Annotated in this window: 16 protein-coding genes; 15 read left to right on the top strand and 1 reads right to left on the bottom strand. The window is 44.1% G+C overall.

The annotated features are described in order from the left end of the window. Nucleotides 1-116 precede the first annotated feature (116 nt). The 8 genes from KQI39_RS14650 to udk all read left to right on the top strand — a co-directional run bounded on the left by KQI39_RS14650 (nt 117) and on the right by udk (nt 9,103). Nucleotides 117-1,784 carry a histidine kinase N-terminal 7TM domain-containing protein gene (locus KQI39_RS14650; RefSeq protein WP_216419231.1) on the top strand — a complete coding sequence of 556 codons (1,668 nt, stop codon included), beginning with the start codon at nt 117-119 and terminating at the stop codon, nt 1,782-1,784. Next, nucleotides 1,781-3,124, top strand: a complete 1,344-nt coding sequence (locus KQI39_RS14655; protein ID WP_253293206.1) for an ATP-binding protein — start codon at nt 1,781-1,783, stop codon at nt 3,122-3,124. The genes KQI39_RS14650 and KQI39_RS14655 overlap by 4 nt, the downstream gene beginning before the upstream one ends. Then, nucleotides 3,072-3,698 carry a response regulator transcription factor gene (locus KQI39_RS14660; RefSeq protein ID WP_178704724.1) on the top strand — a complete coding sequence of 209 codons (627 nt, stop codon included), beginning with the start codon at nt 3,072-3,074 and terminating at the stop codon, nt 3,696-3,698. The genes KQI39_RS14655 and KQI39_RS14660 overlap by 53 nt, the downstream gene beginning before the upstream one ends. Nucleotides 3,699-3,811: 113 nt before the next feature. Further along, nucleotides 3,812-4,336 carry a hypothetical protein gene (locus tag KQI39_RS14665; protein WP_118752731.1) on the top strand — a complete coding sequence of 175 codons (525 nt, stop codon included), beginning with the start codon at nt 3,812-3,814 and terminating at the stop codon, nt 4,334-4,336. Nucleotides 4,337-4,757: 421 nt separating this feature from the next. Then, nucleotides 4,758-6,722 carry an electron transport complex subunit RsxC gene (rsxC, locus tag KQI39_RS14670; RefSeq protein WP_216419235.1) on the top strand — a complete coding sequence of 655 codons (1,965 nt, stop codon included), beginning with the start codon at nt 4,758-4,760 and terminating at the stop codon, nt 6,720-6,722. Between the two features lies 1 nt (nt 6,723). Beyond that, nucleotides 6,724-7,344 (top strand): methylenetetrahydrofolate reductase C-terminal domain-containing protein, encoded by a 621-nt coding sequence (locus tag KQI39_RS14675; protein WP_118752733.1) that lies wholly within the window; start codon nt 6,724-6,726, stop codon nt 7,342-7,344. Between the two features lie 84 nt (nt 7,345-7,428). Next, the gene (locus tag KQI39_RS14680) at nt 7,429-8,307 is read left to right on the top strand and encodes a methylenetetrahydrofolate reductase (RefSeq protein ID WP_015526188.1); all 879 of its coding nucleotides are present in this window, start codon (nt 7,429-7,431) and stop codon (nt 8,305-8,307) included. A 175-nt stretch (nt 8,308-8,482) separates the two neighbouring features. Continuing rightward, entirely contained in the window at nt 8,483-9,103 is a 621-nt protein-coding gene (udk, locus tag KQI39_RS14685) for a uridine kinase (protein ID WP_021976352.1), read from the top strand. A gap of 113 nt (nt 9,104-9,216) precedes the next feature. Here the strand turns inward: udk and KQI39_RS14690 are convergent, their stop codons facing one another. Continuing rightward, nucleotides 9,217-10,350: an ROK family transcriptional regulator gene (locus KQI39_RS14690; protein WP_216419237.1), complete on the bottom strand. Its 1,134-nt coding sequence runs from the start codon at nt 10,348-10,350 to the stop codon at nt 9,217-9,219. A gap of 245 nt (nt 10,351-10,595) precedes the next feature. Between KQI39_RS14690 and KQI39_RS14695 the strand changes: the two genes are divergently transcribed. The 7 genes from KQI39_RS14695 to KQI39_RS14725 all read left to right on the top strand — a co-directional run bounded on the left by KQI39_RS14695 (nt 10,596) and on the right by KQI39_RS14725 (nt 19,016). Continuing rightward, nucleotides 10,596-12,212 (top strand): mannitol dehydrogenase family protein, encoded by a 1,617-nt coding sequence (locus KQI39_RS14695; RefSeq protein ID WP_216419239.1) that lies wholly within the window; start codon nt 10,596-10,598, stop codon nt 12,210-12,212. Between the two features lie 63 nt (nt 12,213-12,275). Further along, nucleotides 12,276-13,634, top strand: a complete 1,359-nt coding sequence (locus KQI39_RS14700) for a GntP family permease (RefSeq protein ID WP_216419241.1) — start codon at nt 12,276-12,278, stop codon at nt 13,632-13,634. 247 nt (nt 13,635-13,881) lie between these two features. Beyond that, complete coding sequence (locus KQI39_RS14705; RefSeq protein ID WP_253293208.1) at nt 13,882-14,868, top strand: carbohydrate kinase family protein; 987 nt, start codon at nt 13,882-13,884, stop codon at nt 14,866-14,868. A gap of 93 nt (nt 14,869-14,961) precedes the next feature. Beyond that, complete coding sequence (locus KQI39_RS14710) at nt 14,962-15,354, top strand: VOC family protein (protein ID WP_216419245.1); 393 nt, start codon at nt 14,962-14,964, stop codon at nt 15,352-15,354. 225 nt (nt 15,355-15,579) lie between these two features. Next, nucleotides 15,580-16,224: a GntR family transcriptional regulator gene (locus KQI39_RS14715; protein ID WP_216419247.1), complete on the top strand. Its 645-nt coding sequence runs from the start codon at nt 15,580-15,582 to the stop codon at nt 16,222-16,224. Nucleotides 16,225-16,492: 268 nt separating this feature from the next. Next, complete coding sequence (locus KQI39_RS14720) at nt 16,493-17,872, top strand: APC family permease (RefSeq protein WP_216419249.1); 1,380 nt, start codon at nt 16,493-16,495, stop codon at nt 17,870-17,872. Then, the gene (locus tag KQI39_RS14725) at nt 17,865-19,016 is read left to right on the top strand and encodes a serine hydrolase domain-containing protein (RefSeq protein ID WP_253293207.1); all 1,152 of its coding nucleotides are present in this window, start codon (nt 17,865-17,867) and stop codon (nt 19,014-19,016) included. The genes KQI39_RS14720 and KQI39_RS14725 overlap by 8 nt, the downstream gene beginning before the upstream one ends. The last annotated feature ends 90 nt before the right edge of the window (nt 19,017-19,106 follow it).

Consider the following 19,106-nt stretch of genomic DNA (forward strand, 5'->3'; position numbering starts at 1 on the left):
CACTCTGTTTGTGATAACAGGGGTTGAGAATGGATGATTTCTCTGAAAACTATATAATAAGATAGAGTTTTATAGTATACTTATCGCAGAGGTGTATTAATGAGAGAGGAATTTTCATGACATACAATAAAAAAAGGGCACTGTCGTATGGAGGAATCCTGATAAGTGTATTGCTGGCGTATTTCTGCAGGCTGGTAAGACCGGAAAATGTTTTTATGAGAAATCTGGCAGATCAGTGTCGTAACTGTATTTATCTGGGAATGTATTGTGCCTGGGTGATCTATCTGGAAAAGCATGTAGTGCATAGAAAAACGCGCAGATGCCTGACTGCAATTGGCTGTCTGATGGTATTCTGGTTCTTTGTGCGGACGGTAAAATTTCATATTCTTCATGATCCGCTTGGAGAACATATCTGCTGGTATCTGTATTATATCCCGATGATCCTGATACCGGTCCTTGGACTGGCAGCAGCGATGTTTCTTGGTGAAAAGGACGGCGAGAAAACGGGCAGAAAAATTATTGTTTTGCTGGTTTTTGCGGTGATTATGATCGTCTGTGTTTTTACAAATGACCTGCATCAGCTGGTGTTTCGGTTTTCCGGGCGGCCTCCGTTTTCGGACAGAGATTACAGCTATGGTATTCTTTTTATAGTGATCCAGGGATGGATCATATTTTGTCTGATATGGATGGAAATTATGCTGATCAGAAAAAGCAGGATTCCGGGAAGGAAACAATTCTGGCTGCCTGTCATTCCGGGAATATTGCTTCTGGGATGGAATATCGGGAATTTACTCCGTCTGCCTCTGATCAAAACAATTGCCGGGGATATGACAGCAGTATGCTGCCTTTTAATGGCGGCAATTTATCAGGGGTGTATATTATGCGGCCTGATACAGACAAATAATCGATATTTTGAATTATTCCAGACCTCCGGAGGACTGGATGCAGAGATTACGGATGATTCTTTTCAGCGTTATTATCATTCCGGTGATTTTCCGGAGCTGTCACCGGAACTGCGTAAAATTGTAATAAACAGATCAGCTGTACAGGAACAGGGAATCCGGATCAACCATATTCCTATAAGAGGAGGACATTTGTTCTGGTCAGAAGATATTTCAGTACTTTTGGATCAGTATCAGGATATCAGGGAACAGCAGGAGGAGCTGACTGCCAGAAATCGTCTGCTGCAGAAAACCTATCAGAAAGAGGCTGAGCGGAGAAAAACAGAAGAACAGAACCGGCTGCTGAACATGATACAGAATCAGACAGCTGGGCAGCTGGAATTGCTGTCACAGCTGATGGATGAGCTGGAAAGAACGGAGTCAAGGGAACACTATGACCGGATCCTGGGAAAGATCGTGGTTGTTGGTACATATTTAAAAAGAAGAAAAAATCTGGTATTGACACAATATGCATCAGACGGAAATCTGCTTACAATGGAGGATCTCAGACAGAGTCTTGCGGAATCCTGTGACAGCTTAAAATTATGCAAGATCCGGGCGGCTTATTATGTCGAAAATGGGGAAGTACAGCTGAATGCAGATGATATACTAAAATGCTATGATACCTTTGAATGGCTTGTGGAACGATTGTTTGATACAATGCAGTCTGTTTTTTACCGTGTGTCGCAGATCGATGATGCTCTGCGGATCTCAGTTCATATTGTAGCAGAAGCAGATCTTCGGGGATTAATGTCAGAAAGACCGGAATTAAATGTGCAGCAGGAAGATGAAAACGAATGGTTTATCGGATGTATCGTATTCAGAAAGAGAGGCGGAAGATGACTGATTTTGCGGAATGCAGTATGGCAATGCAGGATTTTCTGATGATCCTTCTTGAAATCTGCCTGATTCTGGAATTGATCCTTCTGTTGATAAGGATAACCTGTTTTTACGGGAAAAAGAAAATTATAACGGCAGTGACTGTTTTTGCAGTTTCTTTTATGCTTATGGGCTTTCTGATGAATGATCACAGATATTGCCAGGATGAAAGTGTATATCAGCCAATGCTCCGGGGGTGTCCGGTCAGTGTTTTGATGGCAGCGATGGTGGTATTGTTGCTTTATCTTTGCCGGGCAATCTGTAGAGAGAGACGCAGATATCAACATTCTTTGTCTTACTGGTCCGTGAATGAAGCTGTTGATGATGTTCCCTGCGGGGTGTGTTTTTCGGATCCTCTTGGAAGAATCGTTTTGTGCAATACCAAGATGCAGGAACTGAGCAGGATAATGACAGGCTCCTATCTGCAGGATTATGAGGTATTGCGGAAAGTAATAGATGGAGGATCCGAAGCAAAGGGACTTCGCAGATTAAGCAGCGACAGTAATGTATTTTATTTTCCGGATGCTTCCGTCTGGATGTTTCAGGAATATCGTCTGCAGGAGCCGGATTGTGCAGGATATCTGCAGACAGTGGCAGTTAATGTATCAGAAATTTATTACAATGGTGAAAAGATCAGAGCAAATAATGAAAAGCTGGAAATCCTGAATCATAAGCTGGAGGAAATGTATGAAAAAATCGGAGATAAAATAAGAGAGCAGGAGACACTTGCCATGAAAATGCAGGTTCATGACAATTTTGGCCGAAGCCTTCTGTCAATACGCAGGATATTGGAAAGAAAAGAAACTCAGGATAAAATGGATAAACAGTTATCTGCATTAAAGCATCTGGTCTATATTCTTACAGATTCTTCTGTTGAGAATATGGAAGAATTATACGCGGATACGATCAGGCATGCAGAAGAGCTTGGAATTTATGTTCAGATCAGCGGAAATTTACCTCAGCATCCCTCCTACAGGCTGCTGACAGACAGAGCGATCCGTGAATGTGTGACAAATTGTGCCAGACATGCCCATGGCAGTACGGTTCTGGTGAAGATAGACAAAGGTGTAAATGAATATAGCATCCGGATAACGAATGATGGAGATGCACCTGAAAAAAATGCAGAAGAAGGTGGTGGTCTGTCAGCACTGAGAAAAGCAGCGGAGTCAGAGAAATGTATTATGCAGGTTTCTTTTTCACCGGAGTTTTGTCTGGTGTTAAAAATGCCGCTGGCAGAAAGGATGGGAGTTTATGGTACGGATACTGATAGTAGAAGATCAGAGGATCATGCAGAAGTATTTTGAAAGTATTATTATGCGGGAACCGGAATTCCGACATGTTCAGACAGTTTCGGATGCCTGTGAAGCTGTAAAGATCTGCTCTTACTCGGCAATTGATCTTGTGCTTATGGATGTGCAGACATTTCATAATCATGATGGGCTGAGTGCTGGAAAGATCATCAGGGAAAAATATCCATATACAAAGGTATTGGTTGTTACTTCGCTGATCGATCCCAAGGTGCTGGAAAGGGCAAAGAGCGGATGCGCAGACAGTCTCTGGTATAAGGATCACGGTGAAGAGGAAATACGGAGTGTGATCTACAGAACGTTAAATGGGGAGCATGTATTTCCGGATGTGTCACCGAGGGTGGAACTTAACTGGATCACAAGCGGTGATATCAGTCCCAGACAGCTGGAGATGCTGCGTCTGTACATTCACGGGATGTCATATTCCGAGATCGCAAGAAAAATGGACTGCTCTGCTTCAGGAGTGAGATGGAATTTTCAGGAAATGATCGCCAAGGCGGGATACAGCTGTAAAGAGGATCTGATAGCAGCTGCACTGGAAAGTAAACTGATCGTAACCACACTGAAATAGAAGATCCACAGAATGCAGAAACATATTCAGATAGAGGAAATTTGGCGTGAGCTGACGGAGCATTCATAAATACATCATAAAATTTTGAATAATAGAAGAAAGAGGAAACAGACATGAGTGATTTTTTGACAGAAAAAAATAAAAAAACAGGAATACTGGGGAAACTGAAATGGGTTCTTTGTGGCTTTTTTATACTTTTTTCCCTGGGAGCTATTGGCGCATCGGAGAAGTATATCCGTGAAGGGCGCTGGGGAATGGCAGCAACAGAGATCATACTTGGATTGCTGTTTCTGTATCCGACCTTCCGGGAGATACAAAAAACATTAAAGAAGAAAAAAGCCGGAGAAATCGCCTGCTGGTTTGAATCCTATGCTCAGAATACCGTCTCATTTGAAAAGCTTGAGCAGGAACTGGGAAAAGGTGCAGTGAAAAAGCTGGAAAAATTTATTGCCGGGGGATATATCCGGAATATCCAGATAGACAGAGAAGGAAATTATATTATGATCACTGCACCGAACAGACGCGTAAATGAGAAGATCTATATTACAGTTACCTGCCCCAGCTGCGGTGCAAAGAATCAGGTAATAAAAGGTCGTCTGAGCACCTGTGAATATTGCGGACAGCGTCTTACTCCATGATAAAAGACACCTTTCGGATCTGTCCTGTTAAAGGTAAGATCCTTGTGCAATATGCTCAATGCATAAAAAGGATATTTTATAAACAAAATTATATAAGTTGCATATAACTAACGCATGCAACATAACAGAAGTTGTACAAATATCTGTACATCCATAGACAATTGGGATGAAATCATAGAATAAATTTATAAAAATAGCTAATAAAACTGGATAATATGTTCAAATTATGGTACATTTATTGTAGCAGTCAGAGGAAATATTGCGGCCTTTTTTAGGAACCGGGATTTCCGAAGGGGCTGAACAAATAACGTAGAACTTATTTATTTGGTTTTATTGTTTCTTTCCTGGGAGTGCAGAGAAGGAGGGAACGGATAAGAGCAGATAATCATAAGGATATAATCTTTATAAGGAAGGTGAGCAATTGGAAAACTATACTAAGTACAAGCTGAAAAGCAGTGATGAGCTTGCATCAGTGCTGAACGGCAGGGACAATCTGTTCGTAATCGCCTGTAACAAGTGTTTCAAGGAATTTGAGACCGTTGACGAACCGGATTGCGAAGAATTCCTGAAATTTGCTGCGGAGCAGGGAAAAACCGTCACAGGCAGTGCGAAATTCGATTTTCTGTGTAACAAGATGCACACAGAAAGAAAATTACAGGATCTGCTTCCGGAAGGTACAGAGAATGTAGTTGTGATCTCCTGTGGTCTTGGTATCCAGACAGTTGCGGATCTGGCAGGCAAGCCGGTGATCGCAGCAAGTAATACCCTTAACTACAGAGGACATCACGGCATGGCACTTACCAAGAAGAGTTGCGATGCATGTGCACAGTGTTATCTGAACATTACCGGAGGCGTCTGTCCTATCGTCGACTGTTCAAAGAGTCTTGTCAATGGACAGTGCGGCGGAGCAAAGAACGGTAAATGTGAAGTAGACCCGAATAAAGACTGCGCATGGGAAAAGATCTACCAGAGACTGGCAAAACAGGGCCGTCTGGAAGAGTTCCTGAACCAGCCGGTACAGGTACGTGATTACTCCAAGGTTAACTTCAAGGTGATCAACGATTACGTGAAGTCTATCAGAGAGGACAGACTGAACGGATACTATGGCGGCGTTCATCCGTCAGAGCACAAGGAATTCAGCGAGCATATCGATCTGAAGAAATTCCCGGATCCGAAGACTGTTGTGATCTCCATGTCCCAGCATCTTGGTGCACCTGCCAACCCGATCGTGGAAGTAGGCGACACTGTAAAGGTTGGCCAGAAGATCGGTGAAGCTGCCGGATTTATCAGCGCACCGGTACATTCCAGTGTAAGCGGAACGGTAGTTGCTGTTGAGCCACGTATGCATGGTACAAGAGGCAGTGAGGTAATGGCTGTTGTTATTGAATCGGATGGAAAAAATACTCTGCACGAATCCGTACAGCCACATGGTGACCTGGATAATCTGACTCCGGATGAGATCATTGAGATTGTAAAAGAAGCAGGAATCGTTGGTATGGGTGGTGCAGGTTTCCCGACCTGTGTCAAGCTGAAACCTGCGAAGCTAGTTGATACCATCCTTCTCAACGGATGTGAGTGTGAGCCATATTTAACAGCAGACCATAAGGTTCTCCTTGAGTTTGCTGATGATATTATTTTTGGTCTGAAAGCGATCCTTAAGACAACAGGTGCTGAGAAGGGTATCATTGTCATCGAGGATAACAAGCAGGATGCCATCGAATTAATGCAGGAAAAAGTTGCCGATATCGGAAATATGGAAGTTTTTGTTGCAAGAACCAAATATCCGCAGGGTGCTGAGAAAACTCTCATCAAGCGCGTTATGGGCAGAAAGGTTCCAAGCGGCGGTCTTCCGGCAGATGTTGGCGTTATCGTAGATAATATCAGTACTGTAAAAGCGATCTCCGATGCGATCCAGAAGGGTATGCCGCTGATCGAGCGTGTTGCAACCGTAACAGGCGAGAAGATCAAGAATCCTGGCAACTTTATTATCAAGATCGGTACCAGCGTAAAAGAACTGATCGATTACTGCGGCGGATTTACAGATGACGATGTTCTGGTCAAGATGGGCGGACCTATGATGGGATTCCCTCTGAACACTCTGGAGGTACCTATGATGAAGGGCTCCAACGGTATCATCGCCATTGATACAGACGAGACCAAAGAGCAGCCATGTATCAAGTGCGGACGCTGTGTGGATGTATGTCCGATGGAACTTTCTCCTCTGTATTTCGTTAAATATGCGAAAGAAGAGAACTGGCAGGGCATGAAAGACATGAATATCATGGATTGTGTTGAGTGCAGATGCTGTCAGTATATCTGTTCTTCCAAGATTCCGATCATTAACAGCATCAAAGCCGGAAAAAATGCAGTAAGGGGGATGAAGTGATATGTTGATTACCCAGTTAAAAGCAAAAGAAACTATCGTATCACTGGCAGCCGGAAAGAAAGTTTTTATCATCAACTGCCATGGATGCAAGGAAGTTCGTTTTCCGGAAAAAGAGGCTGTTGCACTTCAGAAGGAACTTTCCGCTGAAGGAAATGTGACAGGGATCATGACAACGGATTATATCTGTAATCCGGAAAATATGCAGTTACGTCTCCAGAAACACATGAGCAAGATCCAGGAAGCTGACCTGGTTCTGGTATTCTCCTGCGGCGTTGGTGTTCAGACCATCGCAGAATATCTGGAAGACAAGATGGTATGTGCAGCCTGCGATACATACCCGGTACCTGGTTTCCAGGGTGTAACACCGTTAGAATATAAATGTGACCAGTGCGGTGAGTGTTATCTGAACCTTACCGGCGGAATCTGCCCGATCACAGCATGTTCCAAGAGTCTTGTAAACGGCCAGTGTGGCGGTTCCAAGAATGGTAAATGCGAAGTGGACAGCGACATGGAGTGTGGATGGGAGCGCATCTACAGACGTCTGAAAGAGATCGGACGCCTTGACGCACTGAAATGCCCGACACAGATCCATAATTTCGCTACAGATGATGAAGTGAAATAAGAAGCTTGATGAAATTATGATATTGTCCGCCTGGAACATGGCGGCCAATACCCCAAATTTATAATGATTGGAGCAAAGTATAATATGAAAATGAAAGAATTATTCGACCGTGGTGAATTTGTAGTTTCTGCAGAAGTAGGACCGCCAAAAGGGATCCATGTAGATGAGCTGGTAGAAGAAGCCAAAACTTACCTGAAAGGCGTTCATGCAGTCAATGTAACAGATAACCAGTCTTCTGTAATGCGTCTTGGATCTCTTGCAATGTGTAAAGTCCTCAAAGATGCAGGCATGGACCCGATCTTCCAGCTGGCATGCCGTGACAGAAACCGTATCGCACTGGAGTCTGATCTTTTAAGTGCAGCTATGCTTGGTATCGAGAATATCCTCTGCCTCACAGGTGACCACACAAAGATGGGCGACCATCCGCAGGCAAAACCGGTATTTGACCTTGATTCTGTATCTCTTCTTCATACAGTACAGCTTCTTGAGTCCGGTGTAGACCTTGGTGGAAACCAGCTCGTTGGCGAGCCTCCGAAATTCTCCAAAGGTGCCGTTGTATCTCCATGCAGCGATTCCGTTGACGCTCAGCTTGCAAAGATGGAAAGAAAAGTTGCCGCAGGTGCAGACTACTTCCAGACACAGGCTGTATTTGAGCCGGAGAAATTCATCAAATTCATGGAAAAAGCAAAACAGTTCGGAAAACCGGTACAGGTTGGTATCATCATTCCGAAGTCCGCTGGAATGGCTAAATTCATGAACAACAACGTTGCCGGCATTCATGTTCCGGATGAGATGATCGAGGAACTGAAAGCAGACAAAGAGAAGACAAAAGCTGGTATCACAGGTGTTGAGATCGCTGCACGTATCATCAAAGAGTGTAAGCCATACTGCCAGGGTGTACATATCATGGCACTTGGATGGGAATCCAAGATCCCGGCACTTCTTGAGCAGGCTGAGATCTGATCAGAACGATTGCTTTATAAAAAATAACCAGAAAAGCTGTCCGGAACCGGATGCAGGAGATGCACACCGACCGGGCAGCTTTTGTGTAAGAAAAAGCTTCTTTATACGGAAAAACTCTTCGGGAAGCCTGCGGGATCCACAGCGGAAGAATTCTAGATTAAGAGGTAAAGAGACGATGGAAAGTATTATTATCGGGATCGCCGGAGGATCAGGTTCCGGCAAATCTACATTTACAAACAGACTGAAGAAGCATTTCGGAGACGATGTGGTGGTGATCTATCATGATAATTACTACCGCAGACAGGACGGAATTCCTTTTGAAGAACGTGTGAAGGTGAATTACGATCACCCGGATTCACTGGAAACTGATCTTCTGGTCGAGCATCTCAAAGAACTCAAGGAGGGCAAAACCATCCAATGTCCGGTATACGATTACAGTCAGCACAACCGCTCCGACAAAGTGCTGAAGATCGAACCAAGACCGGTCATTCTGGTAGAGGGAATCCTGCTTCTTGCAGATCCCCGTATCCGGGATCTTCTGGATATCAAGGTTTATGTGGAAGCAGATGCAGATGAGAGGATTTTGCGACGGATCTCCAGAGATGTGGAGGAACGTGGACGGGATTTAAACGGAATCATTGATCAGTATCTTACCACAGTAAAACCGATGCATTATCTGTACGTGGAGCCAACAAGGGCGAAAGCAGATATTGTGATCAACAGCGGTAAGAATAATGTGGCCTTTGATCTGTTTGTGTCAAAGATCGGGCAGCTGCTGAAAGAACTGAAAAAATAATAAGCAAAATAAAAAAGCATGTCATACGTTAGGATAATAAGCGGATCAAGTTATATCCGTCTGGCTGTGTATGACATGCTTTTTTTGACCGGTTCAGGTGAATTTGTTTGTATTCACACGTTCTGTATAAATTTCTCCACATAATATAAAGCTGCACCAATGGCAGGCGTATACTGCCCGTGGGTACCGACCAGGATCTGGTCTTTGCTCAGGGCAAAGGGGGTGCCTGCGTTGATGTGTTCCAGCAGATAAGTGATGTCTTCTTCTGTAAAATAAGGTGCCAGATATCCGCTGATGATGATCGGTGCATCGATGATCAGGTTCAGGTTTTTCATGGCAAAGGCCAGATGGTTCAGATAATCTTCCCAGTGCTCAGCAAGCCGGGGGGATTTTTTTTCGCGGAGCAGCGGGAAAAATTCTTTCACATTCATTCCTGCGGACTGTTCCAGGGAATTGGCGGAGCAGTAAGTCTCCAGGCAGCCGCGGTTTCCGCAGTAACATAAAGGGCCGTCCGGGTTCACACACATGTGCTCAAGTGTTCCGCTGTGCATGGAGCTTCCCTGATGGATCTGATGGTTGGTGATAATGGCACCGCCCAGGTTTCGGTTCAGAAGGAACACGACAGCACTGTCAAGCTCCGGGTGATTCCACAGCTCCAGAAAAGCGGCGGATTTGGAATCGTGTTCCAGATGGCAGGGGTAAGGAAGATGCCGGGAAAAATCCTCCAGCTTCATGCCGGTATTGTTCATGATGTTTCCATAGATCACAGTGGAATTATCCGGAGAAGTGATCCCCTGTGTGGCGATGGAAACGCCCAGAATCTTTTCTTCCGGATAGTGATTCTCTGCGATGAATTCCCGTATTTTATTGGTCAGCTGTCTGTAATACTCTTCTGTGTTGGAATAGGGAAGAGCAATGGTTTCTGTATAAAAAGCATTTCCATATAAGTCGATGGCTGTGATATGGAACATGTTTTTCAGGATCCCGATGCCAATGGAAATTCGAAAATCCGAGGCAATCTGGATGGCCTGTGCCTTCCTTCCGCCCGTGGAATCAAAATATCCGTTTCTGTCAATAAGCCCTTCTTTTTCCAGCAGGTTCAGGTTCTGGCTTACTGTGGAAAGCCCCATCTGAAGGTCCTGGACGATCTGCATTTTGGAAGTCTGGTGTGTTTGGTATATATATTGGTAAACCTTGGAGCGGTTTATTTTCTTTAAATTGATGGTGGTTAATCCTTTTTCACTCATGAGATTCTCCTGATAAAAGTAATTATAGATATGTTTAAGTCTTAAATGTATTTTAGTATAAATCTGCGGGAAATGCAATGCAGGAGCGCCTGAGTAAAAGTAAACAAAAATATAAGAGGAAAATTAGGTGTTTTGTCAATGGATTTTTTGAAAAAATAGTTTTATACTCTACTTACAGTTAAGACATAAGCATAAGTAAAAGACGTAAATAATAACGAAATAGAAGAAAACAGGGAGGTTCAATCATGAAATTAACAAGAGAAGGAATCAAAGAGTGTGAAGCATGGAAGAAAGCAGGCATCGATCTTCCGGGATATGATGTTGCGGCAGTGACTGAGAAAGCGAAGAAGGAGCCAGGCTGGGTACATTTCGGAATCGGAAATATCTTCCGTGTATTTATCGGCGGTATTGCAGATGGACTTCTGGAAGAAGGTGTTCTGGACAGAGGTATCACATGTGTGGAAACCTTTGATTATGACGTAGTAGATAAGATTTATGAGCCATATGATAACCTTGGCTTAAATGTTATCCTTCACGGTGATGGAACTCGTGAGTACAAAGTTCTCGGTGCGCTTGCAGAAGCAGTGAAAGCACAGTCTTCCGACGCTGAACAGTGGAACCGCCTGAAGGAGATCTTCACAGCTAAATCCTTGCAGCTGGTTTCTTTCACGATCACAGAGAAGGGCTATGCACTCCAGAAAGCAGACGGAACATGGTTCCCGTTTGTGGAAGCAGATATTAAAAACGGACCGGATAAGGCAACAGGAGCAATGGCAGTTCTTGTGGCTATGCTGAATGAGAGATATAAAGCAGGAAAATATCCGATCGCTCTGGTATCTATGGATAACTGCTCACAGAACGGTGCTAAGCTCCGTGAGTCCGTGCTGACTATGACAGAGGAGTGGCATAAAGCAGGCTTTGTAGATGATGGCTTCGTAGATTATGTAAGTGATGAGAAGGTGGTTGCATTCCCATGGACCATGATCGACAAGATCACACCTCGTCCAAGCGAGCAGATCGCAGCAGACCTTGAGAACCTTGGCGTTGAAGATATGCAGCCGGTGATCACAGGAAAGAAAACATACATCGCACCATTTGTTAATGCTGAGAAACCACAGTATCTTGTTATCGAGGACAGCTTCCCTAACGGACGCCCTGCACTGGAAAAAGGCTTCGGCGTATATATGGCGGACAGAAATACCGTCAATCTTTCCGAGAGAATGAAAGTAACCGTTTGCCTGAATCCTGTACATTCCGCAACCGGCCCTCTTGGTGTGGTACTTGGATATGATCTGTTTGCACACATGCTGAACACCAACGAAGATATGATGAAAATGGCCCGTATGGTTGCTTATGACGAGGGACTTCCGGTAGTTGCAGACCCTGGAATCCTTTCCCCACAGGCGTTTGTGGACGAGCTCTTTAATGATCGTTTCCCGAATGAGTATCTTGGAGACACCAACCTCCGTCTGGCTGTAGATGTATCCCAGATGGTTGGCATTCGCTTCGGTGAGACTGTAAAAGCATATGTGAAAAAATTCGGAGATGCTTCCAAACTGACAGCAATCCCTCTTGGAATCGCCGGATGGCTGAGATATATGCTGGCTGTAGATGACGAAGGAAATAAATTTGAGCTTGCACCGGATCCGATGAATGAGGAGATCACAGAGCAGCTTGGAGATATCGTGATCGGAAAACCGGAAACCTTCACAGATCAGCTGAAACCGATCCTTTCCAATGAGAGACTGTTCTTCACAGATCTTTATAAAGATGGTGTCGGAGAGAAGATCGAGGATATGTTCCGTGAGATGATCGCAGGACCCGGAGCTGTAAAGGCGACTATTCATAAATATGTAAAATAAAACCAGGGTTACGAGAACAGTTTATGTAAGTATTGAATAAAGAGAAATGAGGTAAATGAAAAGATGACAGAACCGGTATTTGCGGCAGATCCGGCAAGACTGTTGATCGCGGCAGCAGCAGGAATTTTATTATTATTGTTACTTATCATCAAATTTAAGATCCACCCGGTGTTATCTCTGCTGATCGCTGCACTGGTTATCGGGCTTGGTGCCGGAATGCCGGTTCCGACGCTGGTAAGCACTGTGGAAAACGGCGCAGGAGAAACCTTACAGGGAATCATACTCCTGATCGGACTGGGTTCTCTGTTCGGTGGGATATTGGAAGTGTCCGGCGGCGCACAGTGCGTTGCCCAGACACTGATAAACAAATTTGGTGAAAAAAAGGCAGGGATCGCTCTTGGAATCACAGGACTTGTGGTCGGAACCACTGTGTTTTTTGAGGCTGGCGTTGTGATCCTGATTCCTCTGGCATTCGGACTTGCGAAGAAAACAAAGAAATCTACTTTATATTATGTAATTCCCCTTCTTGCGGGACTGGCGACCGGTTTTGCATTCATTCCGCCGTCAGCAGGATCTGTTCTGGTGGCAAATATGCTGAATGTAGATCTCGGAGTGATGATCGCGGTGGGAGTGCCGGTAGGTATTTTGTCCCTGCTTTTTGCCGGAATCCTGTGGTCAAAATTCATTGGCAAAAAGATCAACACAGGACTTCCTTCCAATATTCAGGAAGTTCGTGAGGAAGAAGAGGCAAATCTTCCGGAATTTTCTACGGTATTATGTATTATCATGGTTCCGTTGGTACTGATCCTGTGCAGCACAATATCAGAATATATCCCGGGAATCGATCCGGTACGTCCTGTTCTGCAGTTCCTTGGAACACCATTTGTGGCACTGATCATAGCCGTTCTTTTTTCCATGTATTTCCTTGGGAAAAAGATGGGATATAACGGAGAACAGTTAAAGAAGATCATGGACCGTTCCCTGAAACCGACGGGTCTGATACTGCTTGTGATCACAGGTGGCGGTATCATCCGATGGGTTCTTCAGGACTGCGGAATGGGAAATATCATCGGGCCTGTCCTGGAAAAAAGCGGGCTCCCGTTAGTGCTGGTGGCATTTTTGATCGCAGCTCTGATCCGTGCATCCGTTGGTGCAGCAGTTGTAGCCATGACTATGGCAGCAGGAATCATGGCGGCTATGCCGGGAATTGCAGGACTTTCCCCGGTGTATCTGGCAGCGATGGTCTGTGCCATCAATGGCGGCGCAACTGCATTCAGCCATGTAAATGACTCCGGATTCTGGCTGGTAGGTTCTCTTCTGGAGATTGATGAAAAAACAACCCTGAAATCCTGGACAATGATGGAGACCATCGTAGGAGTAACAGGCCTGGTCTGTGCTGTTGTGATCAGCCTGTTTGCATAGGAGTGGACAAAAAATGATAGTAAAAGTAATTTTAGGCACAATGCAGAATGCAAGAAAGCTGGTAAGTATTGCAGAATCCATCCCCTGTGATGTAGAATTATGTTATGGCCGTTATGTTGTAAATGCGAAGTCCATGCTTGGAGTCTTAAGCATGCCCGAATTCGATGAGGGAGAACTTCATGTGCACACAGATAATGAAAAAGAATGCGAAAAGATTCTGTTTCAGCTTCTTGAACAGAATCTTCTTATGGATACCGGTGACGCTGTGAAAAGATCCATCTACGATATCACAACCTTTGGAGAAATCCTGATCGATTTTACATCTCAGGATCTTAATGAGGACGGACAGATGCTGTATGCCAGAAATCCGGGAGGGGCGCCTGCCAATGTTGCAGTTGCAGCCGCCAGACTTGGCGCGCATACTGCATTTATGGGAAAAGCGGGAAATGACATGCACGGAAAGTTCCTGAAATCTGTTCTTGAGAAAGAAAGTGTGGATACTAAGGGTATGCTCCTGGATAAAAATTATTTCACTACTCTGGCTTTTGTGGAAGTCAGCGAGACTGGAGAGAGAACTTTCTCTTTTGCGAGAAAACCGGGAGCAGATACGAAGATCCAGAAGGAAGAAGTGGATGTGGATGTGTTGGATAATACCCATATTTTTCATGTTGGATCACTGTCCCTGACGGATCAGCCAGTAAGAGATACTACTTTTTATGCAGTAAAAAGAGCAAAAAATAAGGGCAGCGTGATTTCTTACGATCCCAATTACCGTGCATCTCTGTGGCCGGATGAAGAGACTGCGAAGAAGCATATGAGAAGCCTGGTTCCCTATGTGGATCTTATGAAGATTTCGGATGAAGAGACAGAACTTCTGACAGATCATAAGGATGTCCGGGAGGCGGCAGAAGCACTGTACAGCCAGGGCGTGAAAGTTGTGGCAGTTACACTTGGCGGCGAAGGAGCATATCTTTACAGCAAGGATGGTGGCTGTATGGTACCGGGATTTGCAGTGAAACAGATCACAGACACGAACGGAGCCGGAGATTCTTTCTGGGGCGGTTTCCTGTATAAAGTCAGCACATCAGAGAAACATCTGAACGAGCTGACCCAGGAGGATCTGAAGGAATTTGCCCGTTTCGGCAATGCAGTGGCCAGTCTCTGTGTGGAGAAAAAAGGCGCGATCCCGGCTATGCCGGAGCTTGCGCAGGTAGAACGCAGAATTGCAGAGTGATCGTACTCATAAACCTGTAGCAGAGTTGTATCTAAATTGCGAAGCGATTGTGTTTATGAGCATGTCAGATTTATGAAAGGATGGAGTTTTGAAATGAATTTAAAGGATCAGATGAACGGAATCCAGCACGTAGGTGTGCCAACCAATGACATTGAGACAACCATTAAATTTTATGAGGCACTGGGATTTGAGATTGCTTTCCAGACGGTGAACGAGGCTGCCAATGAGAAGGTTGCTTTCCTGAAGCTTGAAAATCTTGTGATCGAGACTTATGAGAATAAAGCTGCAAAAATGGAATCCGGTGCCATCGACCACGTTGCTATTGATGTGAAGGATGTGGAGAAAGTCCACGAGATGGTGACAGCAGCCGGACTGAATACCACCAATGATGAGGTCCATTTCCTGCCGTTCTGGGACAAGGGCGTGAAGTTCTTTACGATTGATGGACCGAATAAGGAGAAAGTGGAGTTTAGCCAGTATTTATAAAATGTGAAAGACAGTCAGATTGAGATATTATTTTTGATATCTTATATCTGGCTGTTTTGGCTGAATGTGGCTGTGTTTATCTGTCTGCTTCAGATCAGATAAGTCTCCTGCGAAAATGCATGTATCTGTTTCAATGGGAATTTACAATACAGCGAAAATACGCTAGAATAGAATACTGTTAATATTTATTTAAATAAAAAGATCTATAAGAACAGGAGTATATACATGCTGGGACTTAAACCAATAAAGACTTTACCCATAAAAGAAAAGATTGCGGCGAATCTCAGAGAGGCAATTCTTTCAAAAAAAATTCCAGCGGGGGAAATTCTGACACTGGAAAGTACTGCGCAGGAACTTGGAGTGTCCATTACACCTACAAGAGAAGCCTTTCAGATTCTGGCAAGAGATGGACTTCTGGAACTGGAGCGAAATAAACGTGCAGTAGTTCTTGGAGTGAATGAAAAAACGATCCGCGAACATTTTCAGGTGCGGGCGGCATTGGAAAGTGAAGCCTGTGTTTTGTGTTGTGAAAATAAGATCGATCTTCAGAGGATTGATCAGATCCTCAAGGTTTCCAGAGAAGAGATAGAAAAAGGTGATTTTGAAAGTTATTCAAGTCTCAATCAGACTTTGCACATGGAATTATGGACAGCAGCAGGAAATGATAAACTTAAAAATATGCTGTCAGAACTGTGGAACGGACTGTCCAGAGGCGTACTGGTAAATGAAGAAGAGTACGTAAGAAAATCTCTGAAAGAGCATGAGGAAATTGTAGAAAGTATTCGAAAAGGTGATGCTATGGAATGTTATCTGCGTATGCAGAAACATATAAAAAACAGTTGTGAGAACTTTATGCAGCGGTATAATTAGAGTGTCAGGTACATATGATACAGTTGCAGTTTTTATAAAAAATACGAGTTTAACCGAATCAGAGAAATCCTCCGGGGTGCGAATATCAGTTGGACTAGTGAAATAATTGCTTTCTTAAAAAAAATGCACAAAAACGGAATAGATAATTTTTACAAAACGCCGAAATTGTTAATTGTTATTGACAGTTACGGCGTTTTTCACTATTCTTTATGTATACAATATAAAAAATAAAAAATAAAAAGTAAAAAGTAAAGAAAGGCGCAATGAAATGAACGACAAGAACATAATTGTGAACAAGCCGGAACCGAAACCGGGCATACTTGAGCGTGGTGATCTTTTTGCGATCGCAGTAGGAATGGTAATCGGTTCCGGAATGGTAACTCTGATCGGACCGGCAATGGCTTATACCGGTTATTCTGTATGGCTTGCTTATCTGACAGCGATTGTCATGGGATTCTTTATGGTTTTTCCGTATATTATCCTTGGTGGGACCATGCGTGTGGCAGGAGGCCCGTATTCCATCGTAACGAACCTTTCCGGAGTCAGCACCGGAGGTCTGGTAGCTTATACGAAACTGGTAACGCCGATCCTCAACAGTTCTTTTGCGCTGGCACTGGGATTGTATCTGAATAATTTGCTTCCAGGTATCACAGTAAAGGCACTGGCCATTGCAGGTGTTGTTATCCTGTTTGTTCTGAATCTGCTGGGAATGGATATTTTTGCGAAGGTAAGCAAGATATTATCAACGGTTCTTCTGATTACAATGGTTCTGTATGTTGTTTTCGGACTTACACAGATCAGACAGCCGATTTTTGATTTTTCAGGAGATAAGATGTTTACCGGGGGATTTAAAGGATTTATGCTGGCAGCACTGCTTCTTATCAATTCCGCAAATGGTTACTACAACATTTTGTGGTATGGTAAGGATGCAAAAAGAGCAACGAAAGATGTTCCGTTTGCGGCAATGTCCTGTGTTCCATGTCTGCTTTTTATTTATGTGGGCCTTGCGATGGTTACAGGTGGTGTGCTCCCGCACGACGAGGTTGCAGGTGTGGAGACGATCCTTCCGGCAGCACAGGAGATTCTTCCTGGTATTGTGTATAAACTTTTTATGATCGGTGGACCGATCATGGCGATCATCACTACTTTAAATGGTGTATTCAATGATGTACGATATCCGATTGCCCAGGCTGCCAAGGATGGATGGCTGCCGAAAGGTATCCTGAAGGAAAATCGTTTCGGGGCACCGTATCTGATCTATACCTACACATTGATCGTAGTGTTGCTTCCGATCATCTTTGATATGAGTATCGTGACGATCACAAATATTTTCCAGGTAATCACATTCTTTATGAATGTTACGGTAGTGTATGCGATTTCACGTCTTCCGAAGAAATATCCGGATACTTGGAAGAAGAACAAATTTCACCTTTCCAGTGCAGGACTTTACGTATTCTGTACCATCAGTATCATCATTTACACGATTATTTTTATAAAAGGAATTTTCAGTATTAAACTTGTATATGCAGTATCTGCTGTTGTAGTTATGGTCGCGCTGATCCTGATCGGTGTATATCTCACCAGAAAAGGCGGAATCCGTATTGAGACATCCATATGGCAGCCTGCAGAGGAGGAAAAAAATGAATGAATTAAATCCATTCAAGCTGGCGGAAATGCTTGAGGAACTTGAGAACACCGTAGAATTACACAGTATTTCTGTACGGTATAAAGGAGAAAAGATTGTTGAAGGAGCATGGGCACCTTTCTCAATGGAAGAGCCGCAGATGATGCATTCTTTATCAAAGATCGGAACAAGTATCTGTGTTGGATTTGCAGTGGATGAGGGAAAACTTCGTCTGGAGGATAAATTTCTGGATTATGTGAGAGAAGATCTTCCGGATGAATATGATGAAGCGTTGGAAAATATTACCGTATATGATCTTCTTACCATGCAGGCTGGTTCCCCGGAATGTTGTAATAACGTATGGTTTTCCAGACTTGAGAAAGACTGGGAGAAAAACTGGCTTGGCCAGCCTAAACTGAAAGAAGATATCGGAAAAGTTTTTCATTATGATTCCGGATGCAGCTATACACTTTCCAGGATCGTGACCAAAGTTATGGGTGAAAACTGTCTGTCCATTATGCAGAAACGTGTTTTTGATAAACTTGGTTTTGGAAAGATCAACTGGCTTACAAGCCCGGAGGGACATAATACCGGCGGCTGGGGTATGTATCTGACCGCAGATCAGATTTCCACACTGGCACAGCTTCTTCTCCAGAAAGGAAATTGGAAGGGCGAGCAGCTAGTGCCACAGTGGTGGATCGAAGAGATGGGACAGCCAAGAGTCGTAATTCCCGGAGATGAGAAAAAAGCGCTGACCCATTATGCATATCACATTAAAGCAGGAAAAGAGATCTTTGCGGCAGAAGGAGCATTTGGACAGTATCTGGTGTGTTTCCGGGAACTTCCGGTTGCCATCGGCATTACCGCAGGTGCGAGAGAATATCTTGCGGCAGATATCTGCCTTAAATATATGAAAGAAGCCGTTCTCATACCTTGCCCGGAGGAAAAACGGGAAGAAGGAGAGAAATATCTGGAAGCAAAAATAAAAAGTCTTTCTCTGCCGCAGCCGGAAGGCAGACGGAAAACTGCGGGAAAAGAACTCAGCAGATTATTTAACAGGGAGATTATTTTTACCGAAAATCCAAGAAACATTGAAAGGGCGAAGATCGTTCCGGAAGGATGTAAACTGCGTTTGGAAATGACAATCGTGCGACACGTTCGTAAGTGAAAAGCTTGCGCACAAAGTCGAAGGGCAATTGTAGCCCGAAACTTTGGAGAACTGATATTCCGATGGGTGAAATGAGGGGGTAACGTCCCG

This window comes from Blautia sp. MSJ-36 (genome assembly GCF_018917985.1).
GTDB lineage: Bacteria > Bacillota > Clostridia > Lachnospirales > Lachnospiraceae > Blautia_A.